A 24,633-nucleotide genomic window follows, 5' to 3' on the forward strand; every position below is an offset into this window, starting at 1 on the left:
GATACACATGACGAGAGGACATACGCGATGAGCGGCGCGATACGCCCGATGCCGGTCATGTTCAACCCGCTTTCCGACGGATTCATGGAGGACCCGCACCCCCACTACGCCGAGGTGCGCCGTCACGCGCCGGTGCACGAGCATCCGGGCGGGTTCTGGATGGTCTCCCGGTACGAGGACGTGGAGGCGCTGCTGCGCGCGGACCTCTCCGTCGACAAGCGCAACGCGGGGGGCTCCGCCGGCCCCGCCCGCCCACCACGCCTCAAGGGGCTCGCACTGATCGACCAGGACCCCCCGCACCACACCAGACTGCGCAAACTCGTCTCCCAGGCATTCACCCCCCGGGCGATGAACGGCATCGAGCCGGTGGTGCGCGACCTGGTCGACAAGGCGCTGGACGACCTGGGCCGCGCCGGGGGCGGGGACCTGGTCGACGCCTTCGCGTTCCCGCTGCCGTTCGCCGTGATCACCCGGATCCTCGGGATGCCGAAGATCGACACCGTGCGCCTGCGCGAGCTGACCAGTCTGCTCATCCGGCTGGGAGAGCCCGGCGCCGGCTCCGGCGGGAAGGCCGACATCGAGGCCGCCGACGCCGAGTTGCTGGAGCTGGTCTCCGACGCGATCTCCCGCAAGCGCCAGGACCGCGGCGACGACCTGCTCACCGCCCTCATCGATGCCGAGGACGGCGGCGACCGGCTCAGCCACGACGAGCTGGTGGCCCAGGTCGCCATGATCTACGTCGCCGGCTACGAGACGACCGTGAACCTGCTCTCCGGCGGGATCCTCGCACTGCTGCGCCATCCCGACCAGCTCAGCCTCCTGCGCGGCGCTCCCGAGCTGGACCGGAACGCGATCGAGGAACTGCTCCGGTACGAACCACCGGTCCATCTCGCCCGACGTATCACCCTTCGTCCCCACCGGGTCGCGGGACACGACATCCCGGCCGGCTCGATCGTCCTCGCGAGCCTGGCCGGCGCCAACCGTGACGAGGAATTCTGGGGCCCGGACGCCGACCGGCTGCGGCTGGACCGCGAGAACGCGCGCCGCCACCTCTCCTTCGGCGGCGGCGCCCACTACTGCGTCGGCGGGGCGCTCGCCCGGATCCAGGGACGGATCGCCATCGGGGAACTGATCCGCCGCTTCCCCGGCCTGGAGCAGGCGGGCGAGGTCCGCTGGAACGGTCTGCTGAGCCTGCGAGGCCCCGCCCACCTCCCGATCCGCCTCTGACCGCACGCGAGCGGGCAGCCCGCCGCCGATGCGGCGGCGGGCTCCTCACGAGTGCTGTTCTGTACGTCCTGGTCCGCGAGCCCATGGCGCGCTCGTAGCGTGGTACCCGACGGACCATGACATACGGCGGCGAAGGGGCGGATTCGATGGCGGCGGCACGGCGGATGGTGGTCATCGGGGGCGATGCGGCGGGGATGTCCGCCGCGTCCCGGGCGCGCAGGCTCAGCAAGCGGGGCGAGCTGGAGATCCTGGCCTTCGAGCGCGGTCACTTCACGTCGTATTCGGCCTGCGGCATCCCGTACTGGGCCGGGGGCCTGGTGAACGGCCCCGACGACCTCGTCGCCCGCACCCCGGAGGCGCACCGCGGGCGCGGTATCGACGTCCGGCTACGGAGCGAGGTCACCGAGATCGACGTCGCCGGGCAGCGGGTCCGGGTCCGGGACCTGGACGGCGGCGCCGAGCGCTGGCACGGCTTCGACGACCTGGTCATCGCCACCGGCGCCCGCCCGCGCCGCCCCGACATGCCCGGTATCGACGCGCCCGGGGTGCACGGGGTGCAGACCCTGGACGACGGGCGGGCGCTGCTGGAGACCCTGGAGGGCCGGACGGTCGAGCGGGCGGTCGTGGTCGGCGCCGGATACATCGGGGTGGAGATGGCCGAGGCGCTCACCCGCCGCGGCTGCCGGGTCACCGTCCTGGAGCGCGGCGAACAGCCGATGGCCACCCTCGACCCCGACATGGGACGGCTGGTGCGGGAGGCGATGACCGGGCTCGGCATCGACACCGTGACCGGCGCGGAGGTCGCCGAGGTGCTGACCGGCGAGGACGGTCGGGTGCGCGGGGTGGCCACCAAGGTCAGCGAATACCCCGCCCAGCTGGTCGTCCTGGGCCTCGGGGTGGCCCCCGAGACCGGGCTCGCCCGGGAGGCGGGGCTGCCGCTGGGCGAGTCGGGCGGGCTGCTCACCGACCTGGCCATGCGGGTGCGCGGCCACACCAACATCTGGGCGGGCGGCGACTGCGTGGAGGTCCTGGACCAGGTGTCCGGCCGCACCCGGCACATCCCGCTGGGCACCCACGCCAACAAGCAGGGCCAGGTCATCGGCACCAATATCGGTGGCGGCTATGCGACGTTCCCCGGTGTGGTCGGCACCGCGGTCAGCAAGGTCTGCGATCTGGAGATCGCCCGCACCGGGCTGCTGGAGGCCCAGGCGGAGGAGGTGGGGCTGCGCTTCCACACCGTCACCGCCGAGTCGACCAGCCGCGCCGGGTACTACCCCGACGCCCGCCCGATGACGGTGAAGATGCTCGCCGAGCGCCGCACGGGGCGGCTACTCGGCACGCAGATCGTCGGCCGGGAGGGCGCCGGCAAGCGCGTGGACATCGCGGCGGTCGCGCTGACCGCCGGGATGACGGTCGAGCAGGTGGCGTCGCTGGACCTGGGGTACGCCCCGCCGTTCTCCCCGGTGTGGGACCCGGTGCAGGTGGCGGCGCGCAAGGCGGCTGCCGTCGTACGGGAGGCGGCGGACCGCTAGGGCACAGCGGGCGCCGCCGCCCGGGCTTCAGCGCGCGGTGCGGGTGTGGACGTACTCGACGAGCCGGGTCAGGGCCTCCGGGTCGGTGGTGGGCAGCACGCCGTGGCCGAGGTTGAAGATGTGCCCTTCGAGACCCCGGGCCGCGTCCAGCACCTCGGCCGCCTTGGCCTCCACCGCCTCGCGCGGCGCGAACAGCACGGCCGGGTCGAGGTTGCCCTGAATCGCCTTGCCGGGGCCCACCCGCCGGGCGGCCTCGTCCAGCGGCACCCGCCAGTCGGCGCCGACGACGTCCGCGCCCGCCTCGCCGAGCAGGCCGAGGAGTTCACCGGTGCCGACGCCGAAGTGGATGCGCGGCACGCCGTACCCGGCGACGGCCTCGAAGACCTTCGCGGAGGCGGGCATCACGCTACGGCGGTAGTCGGCCGGGGCCAGGGCGCCGACCCAGGAGTCGAAGAGCTGCACGGCCGAGGCACCCGCCTCGATCTGCACCTTCAGGAAGGTCGCGGTGATGTCCGCGAGCCGGTCGAGCAGCTCGGCCCACAGCTCGGGGGCGCCGTACATGAGCGCCTTGGTGTGCTCGTGGTTGCGCGACGGGCCGCCCTCGACCAGATAGCTGGCGAGCGTGAAGGGCGCGCCCGCGAAGCCGATGAGGGGGGTGGCGCCCAGCTCGCCGACGAGCGACCCGACCGCCTCGGTGACGTACTTCACATCGTCCGGGTCGAGCGGACGCAGCCGCTCCAGATCCGCCCGGCTGCGGATCGGGCGCTCCACGACGGGGCCGACACCGGGCTTGATGTCGAGGTCGAGCCCGATCGCCTTGAGCGGCACCACGATGTCGCTGAAGTAGATCGCCGCGTCCACGCCATGACGGCGCACCGGCTGCAGCGTGATCTCCGTGACCAGGTCGGGGCGCATGCAGGACTCCAGCATGGCGGTGCCCTCACGGACCTTGCGGTACTCCGGCAGCGAGCGCCCCGCCTGCCGCATGAACCACACCGGGGTGTGCGGCACCGGTTCGCGTCGACAGGCCCGGAGGAAGGCCGAATCGGCGCAGGGGTTCGCCGCCGGGCGGCCGGTCTGCTGCTGGCCCGAGGGCCGCTCTGTGGCGCTCATGCACCAAATCTTCGCACGGGCCGAACGAGTGACCCGCCAACCCGGGTGTTCCTCCCCGGTTGGAGCCCTCGATGCGCCTAGTCTTCCGGGCATGGCAGCGGTTCAAGGACACCTCTCGAACGGTGCTGACGGTGCTGACGGCCCGGACGCGGGCGGGGAGGGCGCCCCGCTCGCCTTCCGGCGCGCGGTCGCCGGTCTGCGCGCGGTACGGGTGCGGCCCGAGGTGGAGCTCGACCCGACCCCACCACCGCGCCGCCTGGCGCCGTTCTCGTACGCACTCGAAGCGGTGGTCGCGGACGCCACCGCCGACGACGAGGAGGAGCTGGCCGAGGGCCGGCTCATCCTGCTGCACGACCCGGCGGGCCACGACGCCTGGCGCGGTACCTTCCGGCTGGTCACGCTGATCCACGCCGACCTGGAGCCGGAGATCGCGGCGGATCCCCTGCTGCCGGAGGTGTGCTGGTCGTGGCTCACCGGCGCGCTGGAGGCGCGCGGGCTCGCCTGCTCGGAGCCCAGCGGCACGGTGACACGCGCCAGCTCCCACTACTTCGGCGGGATCGGGGAGCGGGAGCCGTCGACCCGGATCGAGATCCGGGCCTCCTGGACGCCGTCGGACCACCCGTCACCCGAGCCGGCCCACCCGGAGCGGGCGGACGAGGCGGTCGCGGAGCCGCTGGGCGTACCGGACACCGGGGCGCACCTGGCGGCCTGGTGCGATCTGCTGTGCCAGATCGCCGGTCTGCCCCCGGCCGGGACGACGGAGGCGGGCGTGGTCTCCCTCCCCCAGCGCCGCGGACCCCAGCCCCGCTGAGCGGGCCCCGATACAGGGGGCCACTGCGCGCTTCCGCCGCTCGGGCAACCCCGTCTGACCGAGATTGCCCGAATTGTTACTCACCAAATCGTGATCATTCCCTAAAGCTGGACCGTATCGGTGCCGAAGGAGTGGTGACCCGTCCCACCACTTCCCAGGAGGCCTGGTGTCTGTTCTCCTCGAGCAACCGTCCAGCCTGGTCGCCTATCGCCCGAACAAGCCGACGGCCATGGTCGTCGTCGCCGACCCCCGCGTTCGTTCCACCGTCACCCGTCACCTGTGGGCCCTCGGGGTGCGCGACGTCATCGAGGCGTCGTCCGTCGCGGAGGCCCGCCCCCGTATCGGCAACCCGCGCGACATCTGCGTCGCCGACGTCCACCTCCCCGACGGCTCCGGCCTCACCCTGCTGTCCGAGACCCGCGCCGCGGGCTGGCCGAACGGCCTTGCCCTCTCCGCCGCCGACGACATCGGCGCGGTGCGCAACGCACTGGCCGGCGGCGTCAAGGGCTACGTCGTCACCGGCACCCGCACCAACCTGGGCATCCCGGGCCGTCCCGGCGCCGCCCCCATCGGCGCCGCCGCCGCCCGGATGCACCGCCGCCCGCCGGGCGCCCCCGGTCACCCGGGTGGCTACCGGGAGCTGTCGGGACGCGAGGTCGAGGTGCTGAGGCTGGTTGCGGAGGGCCAGTCCAACAAGGCCATCGGCGTCTCGATGGGCCTGTCCGCACTCACCGTCAAGAGCCACCTCGCCCGCATCGCCCGCAAGCTCGGCACCGGCGACCGGGCCGGCATGGTCGCGGTCGCGCTGCGTACCGGCATCATCCACTGAGCCCCACGGCGGGGATCACCCGCCGCGCACCACACAGGCGCCCGTCGACGGAACGTTCCGTCGACGGGCGCCTGTGTACTCGCCGTACACAGCTACCCTTGACAGGTGACCGACGCCCAAGAGACCGCAGACGAGACGACACTGCGAACCACCGGGGGCGCTCCCCCGGACGACCTCCCCCCGGCGCCGGTCCCCTTGCTGGAGCCGCGTGAGGGCATTCCGCCCGTCACTGCCGACCCGGACGCGCTCGCCGAGGTCGTCGCGGCCTTCGCCGCGGGACACGGCCCCGTCGCCGTCGACGCCGAGCGCGCCTCCGGCTACCGCTACGGACAGCGGGCCTATCTGGTCCAGCTGCGCCGGGCCGGAGCGGGGACCGCACTGATCGACCCCGTCGGCTGCCCCGACCTGTCGGGGCTGGGGGCCGCCATCGCCGACGCCGAGTGGGTGCTGCACGCCGCGACCCAGGATCTGCCGTGTCTGCGTGACATAGGCATGGTCCCGGACCGGCTGTTCGACACCGAACTCGCGGGCCGGCTGGCCGGGTTCGCCCGGGTGGGGCTCGGCGCCATGGTCGAGAACATCCTCGGCTACGCGCTGGAGAAGGGGCATTCGGCCGTCGACTGGTCGACCCGCCCGCTGCCCGAGCCGTGGCTGCATTACGCCGCGCTCGACGTGGAGCTGCTGGTCGACCTGCGCGACGCGCTGGAGGAGGAGCTGACCCGGCAGGGGAAGCTGGAGTGGGCCCACCAGGAGTTCGCGGCCATCGCCGCGGCCCCGCCCGCCCCGCCCCGCAAGGACCCCTGGCGGCGTACGTCGGGGATGCACAAGGTGAGACGACGACGGCAGATGGCCGTGGTGCGCGAGCTGTGGACGGCCCGGGACCGGATCGCCCAGCGCCGCGACGTGTCGCCCGGCAAGGTGCTGGGGGACGCGGCGATCGTGGAGGCCGCGCTGGCGCTGCCGGTGAACGTCCGGGCGCTGTCCGCGCTCAGCGGCTTCGGCCACCGGATGAGCCGCCGCCAGCTGGAGCAGTGGCAGGCCGCGGTGGACCGGGCCAGGGAGCTGCCGGAGGCCGAACTTCCGCAGCCCGGCCAGCCGGTGGCCGGCCCGCCCCCGCCGCGCGCCTGGGCCGACAAGGATCCCGCCGCGGCGGCCCGGCTCTCGGCGGCCCGCACGGCGGTGACGGCGCTCGCCGAACGGCTGAACCTGCCGCAGGAGAACCTGATCGCCCCGGACACGGTCCGGCGGCTGTGCTGGGAGCCCCCGGCGGAGCCGACGACGGCCGCGGTGGCGGACGTTCTCGCCGCTCATGGCGCCCGTCCCTGGCAGATCGACCAGGTCTCAACGGTCCTGACCGGCGCCCTGGGGACGGAGTCGGCGTGACCCCCGGCGTGATGTGACGCGCGTGGACCGGCGGCCTCGGCCGCCGGTCCGTTCAGGGCGTGTCCGCACAGTCGCGTCGGGTCAGCCCGCGGCGTCAGGGGGTACCTCCCAGCGGTAGCTGGGGGAGCGTGCCAGGCGTCGCGGGCCCGGCGGGACTGTGCGGACACGCCCTACGTGTGACCTGTGACCTTCGACGCTACGGCGGCGAAGACTGGGCAGCGTGGTTACTCATAAGTAGCATGAGGGTGTGGAGGCGCGCCGATGGCGTGCCCGCAGCAGTGCCATCCCGCACCTGGAGGAGAGCCAACGTGCCTCGTACCGCTAGGGACGTCGTCTTCGTCGACGGCGTCCGTACCCCGTTCGGCAAGGCGGGCCCGAAGGGCATCTACCACGAGACCCGCGCCGACGACCTGGTCGTCAAGTGCATCCGGGAGCTGCTGCGACGCAACCCGGACCTGCCGCCTGAGCGCATCGACGAGGTGGCCGTCGCCGCGACCACCCAGATCGGGGACCAGGGCCTGACCATCGGCCGCACCGCGGGCATCCTGGCCGGGCTGCCGCAGTCCGTCCCGGGCTACTCGATCGACCGGATGTGTGCCGGTGCGATGACCGCCGTCACCGCCACCGCGGGCTCCATCGCCTTCGGCGCGTACGACGCGGTCGTCGCGGGCGGCGTGGAGCACATGGGCCGCCACCCGATGGGCGAGGGCGTCGACCCGAACCCGCGCTTCGTCTCCGAGAAGCTGGTCGACGAGTCGGCCCTCTTCATGGGCATGACGGCGGAGAACCTGCACGACCGGCTGCCGCACCTCACCAAGCAGCGCGCCGACGAGTTCGCCGTGCGCAGCCAGGAGAAGGCCGCCAAGGCGTACGCCAACGGCAAGATCCAGCAGGACCTGGTGCCGGTCTCGGTGCGCCGCACCACCCCCGAAGGCGGGGAGACCGGCTGGGGGCTCGCGACCTCCGACGAGCCGATGCGCCCGGGCACCACGCTGGAGAACCTGGCCACGCTGAAGACCCCGTTCCGGCCGCACGGCCGGGTCACCGCGGGCAACTCCGCGGGGCTCAACGACGGCGCCACCGCCTCCCTGGTCGCCTCCGAGGACTTCGCCCGGGAGCTGGACCTGCCGGTCAGGATGCGCCTGGTGTCGTTCGCCTTCGCGGGCGTCGAGCCCGAGGTGATGGGCTACGGCCCGGTCCCGGCGACCAAGAAGGCCCTGTCCAAGGCGGGGCTGACGATCGATGACATCGGCCTCTTCGAGATCAACGAGGCGTTCGCCGTCCAGGTGCTGTCGTTCCTGGACCACTACGGCATCGCGGACGACGACCCGCGCGTCAACCAGTACGGCGGCGCGATCGCCTTCGGCCACCCGCTCGCCTCCTCCGGCGTCCGCCTGATGACGCAGCTGGCGCGGCAGTTCGAGGAGCAGCCGGAAGTCCGCTACGGCATCACCACCATGTGCATCGGTTTCGGCATGGGGGGCACCGTGATCTGGGAGAACCCGCACTTCGAGGGGAACAAGTGACTACCACCGCAGAGCTTCTCAAGGGAGCGGCCGAGCTGTTCCCGGACGAGGTCGTGACGCAGGCGCACGTCCGCCACCTCGACCTCCCCCAGGACGCGGGCCGTTTCGCGCTCATCACCCTGGACAACGGCCTGGACCACACCAAGCCGACCACCTTCGGCCCGGCCTCGCTCGCCAATCTGAACGCGGCGATCGACCAGGTGGAGAAGGAGGCAGCGGACGGCGAGATCACCGGCGTCGGCATCACCGGCAAGCCGTTCATCTTCGCCGTCGGCGCCGACCTCAAGGGCGTGGAGCTGCTGAAGCGCCACGAGGACGCGCTCGCCATCGGCAAGGGCGGCCACGATGTCTTCAAGCGGCTGTCCACGCTCGCCGTGCCCACCTTCGCGTACTACAACGGCGCGGCGATGGGCGGCGGCGTCGAGGTCGGCCTGCACTGCGCCTACCGCACCGTCTCGGCCGCGCTGCCCGCGTTCTCGCTGCCCGAGGTGTTCCTCGGCCTGGTCCCCGGCTGGGGCGGCTGCACCCTGCTGCCGAACCTGATCGGCGCGGACCGCGCGGTCTCGGTCATCATCGAGAACTCGCTCAACCAGAACAAGCAGCTCAAGGGCAAGCAGGTCTACGAGCTGGGGATCGCGGACGCCCTGTTCGAGGGCGCCGACTTCCTGGAGCAGTCGCTGATCTGGACGGCGTCCGTCCTCAAGGGCGAGATCGAGATCGCCCGGCCCGAGATCGACCGCGGCGACGCCTGGCATGAGGCCGTGGTGCGCGGCCGCGCCATCGCCGACGGCAAGGTGCACGGGGCGGCCCCGGCCGCGTACCGCGCGCTGGAGATCATCGACGCGGCCCGCAACGGCGACCTCGCCCGCGGCTACGAGGCCGAGGAGAAGGCGCTCGCCGACCTCATCATGGGCGGTGAGCTGCGCAGCGGCATCTACGCCTTCAACCTGGTGCAGAAGCGCGCCAAGCGCCCGGCCGGCGCCCCGGACAAGTCGCTGGCCCGCCCGGTCTCCAAGGTCGGCGTGGTGGGCGCGGGGCTGATGGCCTCGCAGCTGGCGCTGCTGTTCGCGCGCCGCCTGGAGGTGCCGGTCGTGCTGACCGACATCGACCAGGAGCGCGTCGACAAGGGCGTCGGCTACGTCCACGACGAGATCGACAAGCTGCTGCTCAAGGGCCGTATCAACCAGGACAAGGCCAACCGGCTCAAGGCCGCGGTGACCGGGTCGCTGGACAAGGCCGCCGCCTTCGGGGACGCCGACTTCGTCATCGAGGCCGTCTTCGAGGAGATGGGCGTCAAGCAGCAGGTGTTCGCCGAGGTCGAGGCGGTCGTGCCGGAGCACGCCATCCTCGCCACCAACACCTCCTCGCTGTCGGTGTCCGAGATGGCGTCGAAGCTCAAGCACCCCGAGCGGGTCGTCGGCTTCCACTTCTTCAACCCGGTCGCGATCCTGCCGCTGCTGGAGATCGTCCGCGGCGAGAAGACCGATGACGCGTCGCTGGCCACGGCCTTCGGGGTGGCCAAGAAGCTGAAGAAGACCGCCGTCCTGGTGAAGGACGCCCCGGCGTTCGTCGTCAACCGGATCCTGACCCGCTTCATGGGCGAGATCCAGAACGTCATCGACGAGGGCACCCCGGTCGACGTCGCGGAGCGCGCGGTGGAGCCGCTCGGGCTGCCGATGTCCCCGCTGGTGCTGCTGGAGCTGGTCGGCCCGGCCATCGGCCTGCACGTGTCCGAGACGCTGCACGGCGCCTTCCCGGACCGCTTCACGGTCTCGGAGAACCTCAAGCGCGTGGTCGAGGCGGGCAAGCGCGGCTTCTACGTCTACGACTCCGGCAAGCCGGAGCTGGACCCGGAGGTCGCCGCGCTGCTCCAGCAGGGCGGCACGGTCCTGACGGAGGAGCAGGTGCGCGACCGGGTGCTGGACGCCGTCGCGCAGGAGATCGGCCTGATGCTGGACGAGGGCGTCGTCGCCGAGGCGCAGGACATCGACCTGTGCCTGATCACCGGCGCCGGCTGGCCCTTCCACCTGGGCGGCCTCACGCCGTACCTGGACCGTGAGGGCGTCTCGGAGCGGGTGAACGGGAAGCGGTTCCTGGCCCCTGGGGTCGCGAGCGTCCCCGCGTAAGCCGCACCGCGTGAGATGCCCGGGCGCCGGGCGGGCTGGGTCCCGCCCGGCGCCCGGTGTCTTTCAGCCCTTCACCGCGCCGGAGAGCATGCCGGAGATGAAGTGCCGCTGGAGGAAGACATACAGGGCGACGACCGGCAGGGCCACGATGATGGAGGCGGCCGCCAGCAGGGAGTACTGGGTGGTGTGCTCGCTCTGGAAGAAGGCCAGGCCGAGCGGCGCGGTGCGCTTGTTCTCGTCGGTGATCATGACCAGCGGGAGCAGGAACTCGTTCCAGGTCCACATGAACACCAGCATCGCCATCGTCAGCAGCGCCGGACGGCTGGTGGGCACCAGGATCCGCCACAGCAGCCCCCAGTCGGACGCCCCGTCCAGGCGCGCCGCCTCGATGACGCTCGTCGGCACCGAGCGGAAGAAGTTGCGCATCCAGAAGACGCTGAAGGCGAGGGACTGGGCGGTCTGCGGGAGGATCAGCGACCAGTAGGAGTTGGTGAGCCCGGTGTCGCGCAGGTTGAAGTACAGCGGGATGACGAACGCCTCGGGCGGGATCATCAGCCCGATGAGGGTGACGTAGAAGAGCAGCGACCGGCCGGGGTAGTCGAAGTGCGCGAACGAGAAGCCCGCCAGGATCGCCAGGACGGACGTCAGGAGCACCACCGACACCGCCACCAGCACGCTGGAGGACAGATAGGTGCCGAAGTGGCCCTGGCGCCAGGCGGCGGCGAAGTTGCCGAAGTCCAGGTGGTGGGGCCAGGTGAAGGAGGGCGAGGACTGCGCGGCCGGGGTCAGCGCGGACGCCACCACGCCGATCAGCGGCACCAGGGCCAGCGCGGCGAAGACGGTGAGGATGGCGTAGTTCAGCAGGCGTTCGCGTCCGGAGATCATGTCTCGTCCTCCTGTGGCTGGAGCTTGGTGATCAGGAAGGTGAGACAGAGGATCACCACGGTCAGCACGACGGCGATGGCGCAGGCCGAGCCCACCTGGCTGGTGCCGAAGGCCCGGTTGTAGACCTCGTACGCGGGGAGGCTGGTGGCGTCGCCCGGGCCGCCGTGGGTGGCGACGTACACCAGGTCGAAGGTGCGCAGCGCGGCGATCACGGTGAGGGTGAGCGCGACGGTGATCTGCCCGCGCAGCCCGGGCAGGGTGACGGCGAAGAACTCCCGTACCGCGCCTGCCCCGTCCAGCTTCGCGGCCTCGTACAGGTCCGCCGGGATCTGCCCGATACCGGCGATGAACAGCACCAGGCACAGGCCGATCTCCAGCCAGGTGCCGATGAGTCCGACGGCGGGCAGGGCGGTGGAGAAGTCACCGAGCCAGGGGCGGGCGATCGCCTCCAGTCCGATGGCGCGCAGCGCGGTGTTGAGGACGCCGTCGGGGGCGTAGATCGCCGTCCAGGCGGTGGCCGTCACGACCATGGCGACCACCTGCGGCAGGAAGATCATCGCCCGGAAGGCCGAGACCCCGCGCAGTCGGCCGGCGCGGGTGGTGACCGCGGCGAGCATCAGGGCGAGCGTGATCGGGATGAAGGAGAAGAACAGGATCAGGACGAAGGAATGGAGGAAGCTCACGCGCAGCTGCGGATCGCGGGCGATCTCGGTGTAGTTGGCGAACCCCGCCCACGTGGAGGCGGACACTCCGTCCCAGTGGAAGAAGGAGATCTGCACCAGCTGACCGAGCGGGACCAGTAGGAAGGCCGTGAGGACGGCCAGGGCGGGAAGGGCGTAGAGGTAGCCCTTCCACTGGATGACGCGGCCGCGGCGCCGGGCCGGCGCCCGGGTGGGGGCGCCGGCCGCGTGCTTGGCGGTCTTTGAGCGGGGTGCGGTGGTGGCCATAGGGGACGGACCTAACGGCTGCTCTGGAAGGAGGAGTAGTCGGACTGGAGCGTGCTGGTGAACGCCTTGGGGCTCAGGTGTCCGGCGGTCAGCTCCTGCACGGCGGCGGTGAGGGTGTCGTAGAAGGTCGGGGTGGTGTAGTCGAGGTACGGAAGCAGCCCGTCCTTCTCGCTCACGCCCTTCCACTGGGTGAGAACGTCCGCGTCGACAGTGCCGGGGGTGGGCTTGTACTCGGCCGGCGGCAGGGCCGGCAGGTTGCCGTGGGCACCGGAGACCTTCATGCCGTTGTGGTCGACGAGGAAGTTGATGTACGCGGCGGCCACGTCGGGGTGCTTGGACTTGGAGGTCACGGACCACGCCAGGCCCTCGCCGCCCTGGGTGAGCGGGGGCTGCCCGGCGGCGGGGCTGAGCGCGGTGAAGCCGACGTTCTTCTTCATCTTGGGGGCGAGGACGGCCGCCTGCCAGGTGCCGTCCACCAGGAACAAGGACTTGCCCTTGGCGAAGGAGGCGACGGCCTGGTCCTTGCTCTGACCGTTGAAGCCGGAGCCCAGGTACCCCTTGTCGGCCCAGCCGCGCAGCGTGCTCGCGGCCTTGAGCGTGCCGGGGTCCGTCCACTTGGCGCCGCCCTCGTTGAAGACGAGCTTGCGGACCGCCGTCTTGCCGGCGGTGGCGGCCTGGACGACGCCGAAGATGTGGATGCCGGGGCTCTTGTCGGCGTCGCCGTAGGAGAGCGGCTGGAGGCCCGACGCCTTGGACTTGGCCAGGGCCTTCTCGAAGCTGCCGAGCGTGGTGGGCACGGACAGGCCGAGCGACTTCAGCTTGGCCTTGTTGTAGTAGACGCCGACGATCTCACCGGTCTGCGAGACCCCGTACAGGTTGCCGGTCTTCCAGGTCTTGCCGTCGGAGGTGAACCGGTTGAGGTCGAGCAGCTGGGACGGGTAGGCGCTGTTCCAGCCGTACGCCTTGGCATACCGGTCCACGGGCTGGAGCAGCCGGGCCTTCACGAAGGCGCCCATGTCGGGGTAGCCCTGGTTCGCCTGGACGACGTCGGGCGGGTTGCTGGAGGACAGGGCGAGCTTCAGCGTGGTCTTGAGGTCGGAGAAGGACCGGGAGACGCGCTTGATGGTGACGTTCGGGTACTTCTTCATGAACGCCTTGTTGAGCGCGTCGGTGGAGGCGTCGGTTCCGGGGTCGGTGTTCTGGTCCCACTCGGTGAGAGTGACCTTCCCGGCCTTGGCGGGGTCCTTGGAGACCGGGCCGGAGGTCTTCGTGCCGCCGGCGGAGGAGGAGTCGGCGCTCGGGCCGGGGGAACAGGCCGCGACGCCGGTCAGGACGCCGGTGGCGAGCGCCGCCGCGGCTATGAGGCGACGACGGGAGTGCCGTGGAGTTCTCTCATTCATGGGTGGTTCCTTCTGGTGCTGGTGGCGCGGTCCCCCAGGGGGCGGCGTCGTCCGGAATGCGGGGGTGGTGTTCGAGGAAGGCGTTGATCTCCTCGCGGTACGGTGCGCTGCTCGCGCCGCCCAGGCTCCGCACCGACAGGGCGGCGCACAGTCCGGCGTAGCGGAGCCGGGTGGGGAGGGACCAGCCGTGGTGCAGGCCGGTGATCAGCCCCGCGGTGAACACGTCACCGGCGCCGGTGGGGTCGACGGCCTCCACGCGGGGAGCGGAGGCCCGGACCAGCTCGCCGGTGCCGCCATCCACCCCGACCGCGCCGCGACCGCCATCGGTCACGACGACATCGGGCACGTGGTCGGCGAGGATCTTCACGGCCTCCTCGACCGTGCCGGTGCGGGTGTAGCTCATCGCCTCGACGGCGTTGCAGATGAACACGTCGACCTCGGCGAGCCGGGTGAGCAGCTCCGGTGACCAGTGGCCGGTGGGGTCCCAGCCGACGCCGCCGACCACACGGGTGCCGCGGGCGCGGAGTCCGGCCGCCCAGTCGGGCAGCGGGCCCCCGACGCCGAGGTGCAGGAAGCGCACGTCGGGCAGCTCGCCCTCCCACACCTCGGGGCGCCGCGCCCCCTCCTCCTGGTAGGTGAGGAAGGCGCGGTCGTGCTCCTGGGGCACCGCGACCGTGACCGGGGTGTGCACGGCGGGGTCCCGGCGCAGCCAGGTCAGGTCCAGGTTGTCCTCGGTCGCGAGCCGGGCGGCGAGGTGCTCGCCGAAGGGGTCGGTGCCGATCACGCCGAAGATCCCGGTCCGCAGCCCCAGGCGGGCCGCGGCGACGCTGCGGGTGGCGGTCCCTCCGGCGGAGACGGCGAATCGGTCGGCGTACACCTCGGTCCCTGGGGTGGGCAGATGCGGGATGCCGCCGAAGACGAGGTCGCAGAAGACCTCGCCGGCGAAGAGCACGTCGAGCACGGGGAACCGCCTCTCTCCGGTGCGACCACGGTGAAGTGCTCAACTATGAGCACCGCATATGCCAAATGACAAGAGTCAGTCAGTCACAACAATGTCTCGTTCCTCGTATGACTGACTTCGGTCATGCGGTGCTATCTTCAACGCGTGACTTCACGCAAACGACACGCGAAGATCGTCGAGTCGCTCCGGTCGACCGGGGTGGCCTCGGTCCGCGAACTCGCGGAAAACCTGCAGGTCAGCGAGTCCACGATCCGCCGGGACCTGACCCTGCTGGACCGTAACGGCGAGCTGGTCCGCACCTACGGCGGAGCGGCCATGTCACCGCGGGGCACCGTGGAGCCCGTCGACGAGGAGGCGGACGAGGCCCCCTTCGACGTGGTCGCCTCGCGCCAAGCGACGCTGAAGACCGCGATGGCCGAGGAAGCCGTGAAGCTGGTCGAGGACGACAGCGTGATCGTCCTGGACATCGGAACCACGCCCCGGGCCATCGCCCGCCGGCTGCGGGGCCGTCCCGTCACCGTGATCACCAGCAGCCTGGCGGTGCTCGACGAGCTCCGCGACGACGACGCCGTACGACTGGTGATGCTCGGCGGCGTGCTGCGCCGCAACTACCAGTCCCTGGTGGGGTCCCTCACCGAGCAGGCGCTCCGTCAGGTCAGCGCCGACCTGCTCTTCCTGAGCTGCACCGGAGTGCGGCCGGGCGGCCATGTGGTGGACAACATGGCCGTCGAGGCCCCCCTCAAACAAGCCATGATCGAGACAGCCGGGAAGGTCGTCCTGGTCGCCGACGAGACCAAATTCCCCGGCACCGGATCGCTGCGCGTGTGCTCGCTCTCCGACATCGACGTCCTGATCAGCACCAGCGGCGCCGACCCCGACACGCTCCAGCTCTACCGCGAAGCGGACGGAAAGGTAATACTCGCATGAAGTTGACCATCCTCGGCGGCGGCGGATTCCGCGTGCCGTACGTCTACCAGGCTCTGCTGCGCGATCAGGGTTCCCCCCGCATCGACGACGTGTGGCTGCACGACACCGACACGGCCCGGCTCAAGGCCATGGCCGCCGTGCTCGCCCAGTTCGCCGACGGCCATGCCGACGCGCCCCGGGTGACCGTCACCACGTCGCTCGACGACGCCTTGGAGGGCAGCGACTTCGTGTTCGCCGCCATCCGCGTGGGCGGTCTCGCGGGGCGCACGTGCGACGAGCGGGTCGCCCTCGACCTCGACGTCCTCGGCCAGGAGACCACCGGCCCGGGCGGCCTGGCCTACGGGCTGCGCACCATCCCCGTCATGCTCGACATCGCGCACCGGGTGCGGCGCCTGGCGCCGCACGCCTACGTCATCAACTTCACCAACCCGGCCGGCATGATCACCGAAGCGATGCAGAGCGTCCTCGGCGACCGCGTCCTCGGCATCTGCGACACCCCGTCGGGGCTGGGCCGCCGCATCGCCACGACCCTCGGCCTGGACCCGTCCCGCGCCCAGTTCGACTACGTCGGTCTCAACCACCTCGGCTGGATGCGCCGTGTCCTCCACGACGGCGAGGACGTCCTGCCCCGGCTGCTCGAGAGCGAACGCCTCGGCGACCTGGAGGAAGGCGTCGTCTTCGGGCAGGAGTGGCTGCGCGACCTCGGTGTGATCCCCAACGAGTACCTGTACTACTACTACTTCAACCGGGAAGCCGTCCGCTCCATCCTCGACGCTCCCCAGACCCGCGGCGAGTTTCTCGCCCGCCAGCAGCGCGAGTTCTACCAGCGGGTGACCGAGGCGGCCGATGGCGCGGCCGTGTCGCTGTGGCGGAAGACCATCGCCGACCGCAGCGCCAACTACATGGCCGAGGCCAAGGGCGCCGTCCAGGGAGAGGCACAGGCCGACGAGAACTTCCTGCCGGACCCCGCCCACCAGGGGTACGCCGGGGTCGCCCTCGCGGTGATGGCCGCCATCAGCCGCAACGAACGCGCCACGATGATCCTCAACGTGCGCAACGGAACCACCGTCTCCGCGCTCCCCGACGACGCCGTCGTCGAGGTGCCCGTGACCATCGACGCGGGTGGCGTCCGCCCGCTCACGGTCACCCAGCCCGACCTTCATCAGAGCGGCCTGATGCAACAGGTCAAGGCGGTCGAGCGCCTCACCATCAGCGCCGCGACCACCGGCTCCCGCGCCGACGCCACGAAGGCGTTCTCGCTCCATCCCCTGGTCGACTCGGTGACGGTCGGCCGCAAGCTGCTCGACGGCTACATCGACCGCATCCCCGAAGTGGCCGCGGTCTTCGGCGGCCGGACCTCCTAGCCCGCCGGACCGGACGCCCTAGCCTTTGGGCCCCGGGCCGCCCACCCGGGACCAGGCGCGCAGGGCCAGGCCCCGCTCGTCCGTCTTCTGACGCGCCACCAGCAGCCCGCCGTCCGGCGCCATCGCCGCCAGGACCACCAGCCCGCGCCCGTCGAGGGCCAGCGCCGGATGCCGGGCGCCGGGGTCGCCGGACGGGGTCCACCACACGCCCGCCGCCTCGTCCTCCGCCGGATGCGCGGCGACGGCCAGCCGGCCGTCGGCGGCGTCGTGGTGCGCCAGGACGGTGCAGTCGTGGCCGTCCACCGGGGCGCGGAGCGCCGCGACCGGGCCGGTGCCCATCGCCCCGCCCAGCGGCGCGGGGGCCGGGGCGTCCGGCCGCCAGGCCAGGACCTCACCGCTGCCGGCGTCGCGCCAGTAGTGGGTGAGAGTGCCGGGGCTGGTCTCCACCGAGGACACCGAATCCGGCTGGGCGTCGGCGGGGACGTCCTCGGCGCGCTTCGGGGCGGCGCCGGGCGTGGGCTGGTGCCAGCGCAGCGCGACGCCCTTCCCGGCCGGGGCGAGTAGTTCGAGGCGGCCGTCGGCGGTCACGGCCGCCGACAGGCCGTCCAGCACGTGCGCGCCCTTCCAGTCGGTCCAGCGGTCCCATCCCCCCTTGGGGTTCTGCCGCCGCGCGCTCACCCCGCCCCCGGCGTTGCGGACGAAGACGCGGAGGGCGCCCGTGGCGTCAACCGCCGCCGCCGGCGGCCCGGTCCGCCGCGCCTTGGTGCGGTCCTTGGGGTGGGGGGTGCCCAGGGAGTGCCATGCGGTGAGCGGGCGCCCGGTCTGGAACTGGGTGGCGTGGACGATGTCGACCTGTGGCCCGTCCTTGCCCTCCACGCGCCGGAGCCCCACCAGATGGGCGTAGCCGTCGGCGCCCTGAGCGACCGTCACCCGGGACAGCCCGGGGAGCTGGATCGGCCAGGGGCCCGTCCAGTCCGGTCCGCCGGGGCGATCCTCGGTCCACCGGGCGAGACCCCCCGCCACCAGTCCGTACGCCGTGAGCCTGCCGTCCTTGCCGCGGAGCAACCGCAACGCCATGGCCCGCTGCCAACCTTCCCGCGTCGATCTTCCGAACCCCCGTCCCTCATAGTATTTTGCCTGGTCTATGAGTGGTCTCGTCGGGCTTGTCGTCGTCGACGCAGCGAACGTGGTCGGCTCGGTGCCGGACGGCTGGTGGCGCGACCGGCACGGGGCCGCCGAGCGGCTGCGCGACCGGCTCGGCGCGGTCGCGGTGAGCGGCGTCCCGGAGCGCGCGGGCGTCCCCGACTGGGCCCGTCAACCGCCGCTGGACATCGTCCTGGTGGTGGAGGGCGCGGCGCGCGGGGTGCAGCCGGTGGAGGGCGTACGGGTGGAGCCCGCGCCGGGGAGCGGGGACGACCGGATCGTGGAGGTGGTGGCCGGGCGCGAACCGGGGCGGCCCTGTCTGGTGGTCACGGCCGACCGCGAACTGCGGGAGCGGGTGACGGCGCTGGGCTCGGAGGTCGTGGGCCCCCGCAGCGTCCGGGGATAGACGCGGCGTCAGGCGTCAGGCATCAGGGGATGGACGCGGCGTCAGTTGCGCGAGCCCGCCTCGGTCTCCCGGCTGTGCCTGCGCCCGTACAGGACGTAGATGACGACGCCCAGCACCATCCACACCGCGAACCGCACCCAGGTCTCGGCGGGCAGATTGAGCATCAGCCACAGCGACGCCGCCACGGACACGGCCGGCAGCACCGGCACCCACGGCGCACGGAAGGCGCGGTGCAGGTCGGGGCGGGTACGGCGGAGGACGACGATGCCGAGCGCGACGACGACGAACGCGAAGAGGGTGCCGATGTTCACCAGGGCCGCCAGCGCCTTGATGCTGGTGAACCCCGAGACCACGGCGATGATGACGCCCAGCAGGACCGTCGAGCGGTACGGCGTGCCGTACCGCGGGTGCACCTTGGCGAAGACCCGGGGCAGCAGCCCGTCGCGGCTCATCGCGAAGAAGACCCGGGTCTGGCCCAGCAGCAGGATCATGCACACGGTGGTGAGTCCGACCGCCGCGCCGAAGCTGATGAGGCCCGCGTAGAAGGGATGTCCGGTCGCCTTGAAGGCGTCGGCGAGCGGGGCGTCGATCGACAGCCGCGAGTACTTCTCCATGCCGGTGACCACGATGGACACCGCGACATAGAGCGCGGTGCAGATGAAGAGCGAGCCGAGGATGCCGCGCGGCATGTCGTGCTGCGGGTTCCTGGTCTCCTCCGCCGCCGTGGCCACGACGTCGAAGCCGATGAACGCGAAGAAGACCACGGCGGCGGCGGTGAAGATCCCCTCGACACCGAAGCTCGTCGGCCGGTAGCCGGCCATCAGCTCGATCAGCGGCGCCCTCAGCCCGGAGACGGAGGCCGTGCCCTGGGCCTCGGGGACGAAGGGGTGGTAGTTGTCCGCGTCGATGAAGAAGGAGCCCGCGATGATGACGAGCAGCACGACGGTCACCTTCACCGCGACCACGACGGAGGTGACGCGCGCGGACAGCTTCATGCCGAGGACCAGGATCGCGGTCAGCACCAGCACCAGGGCGGCGGCGAGGATGTCGAAGGTGAAGCCGCTCGCCGCGTCGGGGCCGGAGAGCACGGCGGGCAGCCGCCAGCCCGCGTTGTCCAGGAGCGAGCGTACGTAGCCGGCCCAGCCGACCGCGACCACGGCGGTGCCGAGCGCGAACTCCAGGACCAGGTCCCAGCCGATGATCCAGGCGGGCAGCTCGCCGAGCGAGGCGTACGAGAAGGTGTACGCGGAGCCGGCCACCGGCAGGGTCGAGGCGAACTCGGCGTAGCACAGCGCGGCCAGCGCGCACACCACGCCCGCGACCACGAAGGCCAGCGCGGTCGCGGGGCCCGCCTGCTGCCTGGCGACGGCCCCGGTGAGCACGAAGATGCCGGTGCCGATGATGACGCCGACGCCGAAGACCGTGAGGTCCAGGGCGGACAGCGACCGGGTGAGGGCGTACTCGGGCTCCTCGGTGTCCCGGATGGACTGCTCGATCGACTTCGTCCGCAGAAAGGCCGGCCGGGCCTTGGCCCGGGGGCCGCTTCGGCCTCCGTCGCCGCCTGGTTCCTCATCGCTCACCGGTGACACCTCCACGCCTGCCCCCGCGCGTCATGGTTCTGCCAACCGCCCGGGAGCGAAGCGCGCACACTCGGCGGCCTCGCCGATTCACCCGATGGGGGCGGACAGGCGGGATCGGCGCTGGGCCGGTCGGAGCAGACAGCCGGTCGGAGCAGAAAAGGGCCCCGGCCCGGACCGTGGAGGTCCGGGCCGGGGCCCTTGGCGCCGGAAGCCGTCAGTCGCGCACCGGCTCGGCGGTCGCCGGACGCGTCGCCACGCCCGCCTCCTCCGTACCGGACGAGTCCTCGTAGCCGCCGCCGAGCCGCGAGACCAGGCCGGTGATCTGGCGGGCGACGTCCGGCGCGGTCAGACCGATCTCGGCCATGACCTCCTTGCGCGAGGCGTGCTCCAGGAAGCGCGGCGGGATGCCGAAGTCGCGAACCGGCATGTCGACGCCGGAGTCCCGCAGCGCCTGCGCGATGGCGGAGCCCACACCGCCGACCCGGCTGTTGTCCTCGACGGTGACGACCACGCGGTGGCGCTCGGCGAGCGCCGGAAGCTCCTCGTCCACCGGCTTGACCCAGCGCGGGTCGACCACCGTGGCCGAAATGCCCTGCTTGTCCAGAAGGTCGGCGATCTCCAGGCACATCGGGGCCAGTGCGCCGACGGAGACCAGCAGGACGTCCGGGGTGTCCCCCGCGCTCTCCGCGGGCTCGCGCAGCACGTCCATGCCGCCGATCCGGCCGACCGCGGCGACCTCCGGGCCGACCGCGCCCTTGGAGTACCGCACCACCGTCGGCGCGTCGTCCACCTCGACGGCCTCCCGCAGCTGGGCGCGGACCTGGCCGGCGTCGCGCGGGGCGGCGATCCGCAGCCCGGGGACGACCTGGAGCAGCGACATGTCCCACATGCCGTTGTGCGAAGGACCGTCCGAACCGGTGATCCCGGCACGGTCGAGGACGAAGGTGACGCCGCACTTGTGCAGCGCCACATCCATCAGCACCTGGTCGAAGGCGCGGTTGAGGAACGTGGCGTAGACCGCGAAGACCGGATGCAGACCGCCGGTGGCAAGACCGGCCGCCGAGACGGCGCCGTGCTGCTCGGCGATGCCCACGTCGAAGACCCGCTCGGGGAACCGCTTCGCGAACTCGGTGAGGCCCACCGGGTGCAGCATCGCCGCCGTGATCGCGACGATGTCCTCCCGCTCCTCGCCGAGCTTGACCATCTCCTCGCCGAAGACCGAGGTCCAGTCGGCGCCGCCCGCCGAGATCGGCAGCCCGGTGTCGGGGTGGATCGGGCCGATGCCGTGGAAACGGTCGGTCTCGTCCTGCTCGGCCGGGGTGTAGCCGCGGCCCTTCTCCGTGAGGCAGTGCACGATGACCGGGCCGCCGAAACGCTTCGCCCGCTGCAGCGCGGACTCCAGCGCCTCGATGTCATGGCCGTCGATCGGGCCGACGTACTTCAGCCCCAGGTCCTCGAACATGCCCTGCGGGGCGATGAAGTCCTTCAGCCCCTTCTTCGCGCCGTGCAGCGTCTCGTACAGCGGCCGGCCGACGACCGGGGTGCGCTCCAGGAGGTCCTTGCCGCGGGCCAGGAAGCGCTCGTAGCCGTCGGTGGTGCGCAGCGTGGCGAGGTGGTTCGCGAGGCCGCCGATGGTCGGCGAGTACGACCACTCGTTGTCGTTCACGACGATGACGAGCGGGCGGTTCTTCGCGGCGGCGATGTTGTTCAGCGCCTCCCAGGCCATCCCGCCGGTCAGCGCGCCGTCCCCGATGACCGCGACCACATGGTCCTGCTTGCCCTGAAGCTCGTTCGCCTTGGCGATGCCCTCGGCCCAGCCGAGGACGGCGGAGGCGTGGCTGTTCTCGATGACGTCGTGCTCCGACTCGGCGCGCGACGGGTAACCCGACAGCCCGCCCTTCTTCTTGAGCCGCGAGAAGTCCTGGCGCCCGGTGAGCAGCTTGTGGACGTAGGACTGGTGGCCGGTGTCCAGCAGCACCTTGTCCTTCGGCGACTCGAAGACCCGGTGCAGGGCGATGGTCAGCTCGACCACGCCCAGGTTGGGTCCGAGGTGCCCTCCGGTCTTGGACACGGCGTCGACGAGAAAGGTGCGGATCTCCGCGGCCAGCTGGTTCAGCTGCTCCGGGGCGAGCCGGTCCAGATCGCGCGGTCCCCTGATGCCGGTCAGCAGCACCCGTGCCTCCTTGCTGTCGAGCGTCTCCATCGAGCCTTCTCAGTAGCCCCCGAGAGTCTAATGCTCCCCTACGTGAAGGCCCGGTCCGGCTCCGGGGCGCGGTGTCGATACGCCCCGGCCCCGAAGACGTTCCCTGATGAGAGGGGGTTCCTAACCCCGGCCGGCCGAGCGCTGTGTTCTCCGCGACACCGAGTCGATCACCACGGCGGCCAGCAGCACCGAGCCGGTGATCATGTACTGCACGGAGTTCGCGACGCCCAGCAGGTTCATCCCCGACGAGATCGACCCGATGACCAGCATGCCGAGCATCGCCGACCACACCGAGCCACGCCCGCCGAAGAGGCTGGTGCCGCCGATGACCGCGGCCGCGATGGCCTCCATGAGCAGGTTGCCGGTACCCGCCTGCTGGCTCGCGGAGCCGATCCGGGACGCGATCATGAGACCGCCGAACGCGGCCATGAGCCCGGACAGCGCGAACACCGAGATCCGTACGGCGACCACGTTGATGCCCGCGCGGCGGGCGGCCTCGACGCTGCCGCCCAGCGCGATCACCTTGCGCCCGTACGGGGTGCGGCGCACCACGAAGTCGAGCGCGACCAGCACCACCACGAAGATCACCAGGGCGAGCGGCAGGCCCATGTACTCGTTCAGCCGCCAGGCCGCCGCGTAGGCGATCACCGCGAGCACGGCGGTGCGCACCAGGATCTCGCTCAGCGGCCGGGAGGGTATGCCGACCGCCTTGCGGCGCCGGCTGTCCAGGAACTGGGCGAGAAAGAAAGCGCCCACCGCGACGGTCGCGGCGCCGTAGGCGGCGATGAGCTGGCTGAAGTAATGCCCGGTGAGGGTGTGCATGAAGCTGTCGTCGTCGATGCCGATGGTGCCGGTGGTGCCGAGCACCTGGAGCATCAGCCCGTTCCAGGCCAGCAGACCGGCGAGGGTGACGACGAACGCCGGGACGCCGATCTTGGCGAAGAAGAAGCCGTGCACCGCGCCCAGCGCCGCACCGGCGGCCAGCGCCGCGACGACCGCGACGCCCTCGGGCACACCGTGGCGCACGTTCAGCACCGCGAGGGTGGCCGCGGCCAGACCGCTCACGGAGCCGACGGACAGATCGATCTCGCCGAGCAGCAGCACGAAGACGATCCCGACCGAGATCATGCCGGTGCCGCCGATGAGGATCGACAGGTCGGAGAGGTTCTTGGGTGAGAGGAAGGCGCTGTCCTTCGCCTGGAAGACCGCCCAGATGATGGCGATGCCGACGATCACCGGGACCGCGCCCAGGTCGCCGCTGCGCATCTTGCGGGCGAACTCGTTGAGGTAGCCCTTGAAGCCCTCCTGGCGCACCAGCAGCCGAGGATCGACCACCGTGACGGCGTCCTTGGCCACCGGGCTGGCGTCGGCCGGTCCGGCCGGGGCCTTGTTGCCGACGTCGTCCCCGCCGGCCCCCTGCCCGCCATGGGCGTCGTTCGTCTTGTCGAGACGGGTGCTCACTTGGCGGCCTCCCCGCTGCGCGCCTTGCGGCGGGTCACGGCGTTGTCCGTGGCGCCGGTGATGGCGGAAATGATCTCTTCTTGAGAGGTGGTACGGACGTCGAACGTGCCGTTGTTACGGCCCAGCCGCAGCACCGCGACCCGGTCCGCGACCGCCTTGACGTCGGCCATGTTGTGGCTGATGAGGATCACGGCGAGGCCGCGCTCGCGCAGCCGCTCGACCAGGTCGAGGACCTGTGCGGTCTGCTCGACACCGAGGGCTGCGGTCGGCTCGTCCAGGATGACCAGCTTGGGCTCGCCCAGCATCGAGCGGGCGATGGCGACGGTCTGCCGCTGGCCGCCGGAGAGCGAGGCGATCGGGATCCGCACGCTGGGGATGCGGATCGACAGGGTGCTGAGCAGTTCGCGGGCGCGACGCTCCATCTCGACCTCGTCCAGCACCCCGGCGCGCAGGATCTCGCGGCCGAGGAAGAGGTTGCCGACGACGTCGATGTTGTCGCACAGGGCGAGGTCCTGATACACCGTCGCGATGCCCAGCTCCTGGGCGTCGTGCGGCCGGGTGATCTCGACGGGCCTGCCCTGCCATTCGAGGACGCCCTCGTCGGCGGGGCCGACTCCGGCGATCGCCTTGACGAGGGTCGACTTTCCGGCGCCGTTGTCGCCCACCAGGGCGACCACTTCACCGGCGCTGACCTCCAGGTGGATGTCGGTGAGCGCCTGGACGGCGCCGAACCGCTTGGAGATCCCGCGCAACGCCAACACGGGTTCGTATCCCACGATGGCCATCTCCGTTCCGGGCAGGGGCGGGCC

20 protein-coding genes are annotated in these 24,633 nt (G+C 71.7%); 10 read left to right on the forward strand and 10 right to left on the reverse strand.

The features are described 5' to 3' along the window. Positions 1-27 precede the first annotated feature (27 nt). Positions 28-1,227 carry a cytochrome P450 gene (locus ACH4SI_RS20645; RefSeq protein ID WP_398297566.1) on the forward strand — a complete coding sequence of 400 codons (1,200 nt, stop codon included), beginning with the start codon at positions 28-30 and terminating at the stop codon, positions 1,225-1,227. A gap of 146 nt (positions 1,228-1,373) precedes the next feature. Next, positions 1,374-2,759, forward strand: coding sequence for an FAD-dependent oxidoreductase (locus tag ACH4SI_RS20650; RefSeq protein WP_398297990.1), 1,386 nt, complete (start codon positions 1,374-1,376; stop codon positions 2,757-2,759). 27 nt (positions 2,760-2,786) lie between these two features. Here ACH4SI_RS20650 and hemE read toward each other — a convergent pair whose 3' ends face one another. Further along, complete coding sequence (hemE, locus tag ACH4SI_RS20655) at positions 2,787-3,872, reverse strand: uroporphyrinogen decarboxylase (RefSeq protein WP_398297568.1); 1,086 nt, start codon at positions 3,870-3,872, stop codon at positions 2,787-2,789. Positions 3,873-3,963: 91 nt separating this feature from the next. On the opposite strand from hemE, the gene ACH4SI_RS20660 reads away from it, so the two are divergent. From ACH4SI_RS20660 to ACH4SI_RS20680, 5 genes are all read left to right on the forward strand, one after another. Beyond that, on the forward strand, positions 3,964-4,683 hold the full coding sequence (locus ACH4SI_RS20660; RefSeq protein WP_398297570.1) for a DUF3000 domain-containing protein: 720 nt from the start codon (positions 3,964-3,966) through the stop codon (positions 4,681-4,683). A gap of 166 nt (positions 4,684-4,849) precedes the next feature. Further along, positions 4,850-5,512 carry a response regulator transcription factor gene (locus ACH4SI_RS20665; protein WP_063730929.1) on the forward strand — a complete coding sequence of 221 codons (663 nt, stop codon included), beginning with the start codon at positions 4,850-4,852 and terminating at the stop codon, positions 5,510-5,512. A 105-nt stretch (positions 5,513-5,617) separates the two neighbouring features. Then, positions 5,618-6,895: an HRDC domain-containing protein gene (locus ACH4SI_RS20670; protein WP_398297573.1), complete on the forward strand. Its 1,278-nt coding sequence runs from the start codon at positions 5,618-5,620 to the stop codon at positions 6,893-6,895. A gap of 308 nt (positions 6,896-7,203) precedes the next feature. Next, positions 7,204-8,421 (forward strand): thiolase family protein, encoded by a 1,218-nt coding sequence (locus ACH4SI_RS20675; protein WP_398297575.1) that lies wholly within the window; start codon positions 7,204-7,206, stop codon positions 8,419-8,421. After that, a complete protein-coding gene (locus ACH4SI_RS20680) occupies positions 8,418-10,547 on the forward strand; it encodes a 3-hydroxyacyl-CoA dehydrogenase NAD-binding domain-containing protein (RefSeq protein ID WP_398297577.1) in 2,130 nt (709 codons plus the stop codon). The genes ACH4SI_RS20675 and ACH4SI_RS20680 overlap by 4 nt, the downstream gene beginning before the upstream one ends. Before the next feature lie 63 nt (positions 10,548-10,610). On the opposite strand, the gene ACH4SI_RS20685 is transcribed toward ACH4SI_RS20680, so the two are convergent. Genes ACH4SI_RS20685 through ACH4SI_RS20700 form a run of 4 tightly spaced genes read right to left on the reverse strand, consistent with a single transcriptional unit; the run spans position 10,611 to position 14,740 of the window. Further along, positions 10,611-11,432: a carbohydrate ABC transporter permease gene (locus ACH4SI_RS20685; RefSeq protein WP_398297579.1), complete on the reverse strand. Its 822-nt coding sequence runs from the start codon at positions 11,430-11,432 to the stop codon at positions 10,611-10,613. Then, positions 11,429-12,379 carry a carbohydrate ABC transporter permease gene (locus ACH4SI_RS20690; RefSeq protein ID WP_398297581.1) on the reverse strand — a complete coding sequence of 317 codons (951 nt, stop codon included), beginning with the start codon at positions 12,377-12,379 and terminating at the stop codon, positions 11,429-11,431. Before ACH4SI_RS20690 ends, ACH4SI_RS20685 begins: the two co-directional genes overlap by 4 nt. Before the next feature lie 11 nt (positions 12,380-12,390). After that, positions 12,391-13,779, reverse strand: a complete 1,389-nt coding sequence (locus ACH4SI_RS20695) for an extracellular solute-binding protein (protein ID WP_398297583.1) — start codon at positions 13,777-13,779, stop codon at positions 12,391-12,393. After that, a complete protein-coding gene (locus ACH4SI_RS20700; protein WP_398297585.1) occupies positions 13,772-14,740 on the reverse strand; it encodes a carbohydrate kinase family protein in 969 nt (322 codons plus the stop codon). Before ACH4SI_RS20700 ends, ACH4SI_RS20695 begins: the two co-directional genes overlap by 8 nt. 144 nt (positions 14,741-14,884) lie before the next feature. Here ACH4SI_RS20700 and ACH4SI_RS20705 point away from each other — a divergent pair, with 144 nt between their 5' ends. Beyond that, positions 14,885-15,667, forward strand: a complete 783-nt coding sequence (locus ACH4SI_RS20705; protein ID WP_398297587.1) for a DeoR/GlpR family DNA-binding transcription regulator — start codon at positions 14,885-14,887, stop codon at positions 15,665-15,667. After that, the gene (locus ACH4SI_RS20710) at positions 15,664-17,031 is read left to right on the forward strand and encodes a 6-phospho-beta-glucosidase (RefSeq protein ID WP_398297589.1); all 1,368 of its coding nucleotides are present in this window, start codon (positions 15,664-15,666) and stop codon (positions 17,029-17,031) included. The genes ACH4SI_RS20705 and ACH4SI_RS20710 overlap by 4 nt, the downstream gene beginning before the upstream one ends. Before the next feature lie 18 nt (positions 17,032-17,049). Here the strand turns inward: ACH4SI_RS20710 and ACH4SI_RS20715 are convergent, their stop codons facing one another. Continuing rightward, positions 17,050-18,108, reverse strand: a complete 1,059-nt coding sequence (locus tag ACH4SI_RS20715; protein WP_398297591.1) for a hypothetical protein — start codon at positions 18,106-18,108, stop codon at positions 17,050-17,052. 67 nt (positions 18,109-18,175) lie between these two features. Here ACH4SI_RS20715 and ACH4SI_RS20720 point away from each other — a divergent pair, with 67 nt between their 5' ends. Further along, on the forward strand, positions 18,176-18,580 hold the full coding sequence (locus tag ACH4SI_RS20720; protein ID WP_398297593.1) for an NTP pyrophosphohydrolase: 405 nt from the start codon (positions 18,176-18,178) through the stop codon (positions 18,578-18,580). 41 nt (positions 18,581-18,621) lie between these two features. On the opposite strand, the gene ACH4SI_RS20725 is transcribed toward ACH4SI_RS20720, so the two are convergent. The 4 genes from ACH4SI_RS20725 to ACH4SI_RS20740 all read right to left on the reverse strand — a co-directional run bounded on the left by ACH4SI_RS20725 (position 18,622) and on the right by ACH4SI_RS20740 (position 24,609). Continuing rightward, positions 18,622-20,169, reverse strand: coding sequence for an amino acid permease (locus ACH4SI_RS20725; protein ID WP_398297992.1), 1,548 nt, complete (start codon positions 20,167-20,169; stop codon positions 18,622-18,624). Between the two features lie 205 nt (positions 20,170-20,374). Further along, positions 20,375-22,363 carry a 1-deoxy-D-xylulose-5-phosphate synthase gene (gene dxs, locus ACH4SI_RS20730; RefSeq protein WP_398297595.1) on the reverse strand — a complete coding sequence of 663 codons (1,989 nt, stop codon included), beginning with the start codon at positions 22,361-22,363 and terminating at the stop codon, positions 20,375-20,377. A gap of 120 nt (positions 22,364-22,483) precedes the next feature. Then, a complete protein-coding gene (locus tag ACH4SI_RS20735; protein WP_398297597.1) occupies positions 22,484-23,824 on the reverse strand; it encodes a sugar ABC transporter permease in 1,341 nt (446 codons plus the stop codon). Beyond that, positions 23,821-24,609, reverse strand: coding sequence for an ATP-binding cassette domain-containing protein (locus ACH4SI_RS20740; protein WP_398297599.1), 789 nt, complete (start codon positions 24,607-24,609; stop codon positions 23,821-23,823). Before ACH4SI_RS20740 ends, ACH4SI_RS20735 begins: the two co-directional genes overlap by 4 nt. Positions 24,610-24,633 lie beyond the last annotated feature (24 nt).

The sequence above is a fragment of the Streptomyces sp. NPDC021212 genome (genome assembly GCF_044332925.1).
Taxonomy (GTDB): domain Bacteria; phylum Actinomycetota; class Actinomycetes; order Streptomycetales; family Streptomycetaceae; genus Streptomyces.

Excerpts from the sequence above, each read along its gene's own strand:
- ACH4SI_RS20645 (WP_398297566.1), top strand. The coding sequence starts at position 28 with ATGAGCGGCGCGATACGCCCGATGCCGGTCATGTTCAACCCGCTTTCC.
- ACH4SI_RS20650 (WP_398297990.1), top strand. The coding sequence starts at position 1,374 with ATGGCGGCGGCACGGCGGATGGTGGTCATCGGGGGCGATGCGGCGGGG.
- hemE (WP_398297568.1), bottom strand. The coding sequence starts at position 3,872 with ATGAGCGCCACAGAGCGGCCCTCGGGCCAGCAGCAGACCGGCCGCCCG.
- ACH4SI_RS20660 (WP_398297570.1), top strand. The coding sequence starts at position 3,964 with ATGGCAGCGGTTCAAGGACACCTCTCGAACGGTGCTGACGGTGCTGAC.
- ACH4SI_RS20685 (WP_398297579.1), bottom strand. The coding sequence starts at position 11,432 with ATGATCTCCGGACGCGAACGCCTGCTGAACTACGCCATCCTCACCGTC.
- ACH4SI_RS20690 (WP_398297581.1), bottom strand. The coding sequence starts at position 12,379 with ATGGCCACCACCGCACCCCGCTCAAAGACCGCCAAGCACGCGGCCGGC.
- ACH4SI_RS20695 (WP_398297583.1), bottom strand. The coding sequence starts at position 13,779 with ATGAATGAGAGAACTCCACGGCACTCCCGTCGTCGCCTCATAGCCGCG.
- ACH4SI_RS20710 (WP_398297589.1), top strand. The coding sequence starts at position 15,664 with ATGAAGTTGACCATCCTCGGCGGCGGCGGATTCCGCGTGCCGTACGTC.
- ACH4SI_RS20715 (WP_398297591.1), bottom strand. The coding sequence starts at position 18,108 with ATGGCGTTGCGGTTGCTCCGCGGCAAGGACGGCAGGCTCACGGCGTAC.
- ACH4SI_RS20720 (WP_398297593.1), top strand. The coding sequence starts at position 18,176 with ATGAGTGGTCTCGTCGGGCTTGTCGTCGTCGACGCAGCGAACGTGGTC.
- dxs (WP_398297595.1), bottom strand. The coding sequence starts at position 22,363 with ATGGAGACGCTCGACAGCAAGGAGGCACGGGTGCTGCTGACCGGCATC.
- ACH4SI_RS20740 (WP_398297599.1), bottom strand. The coding sequence starts at position 24,609 with ATGGCCATCGTGGGATACGAACCCGTGTTGGCGTTGCGCGGGATCTCC.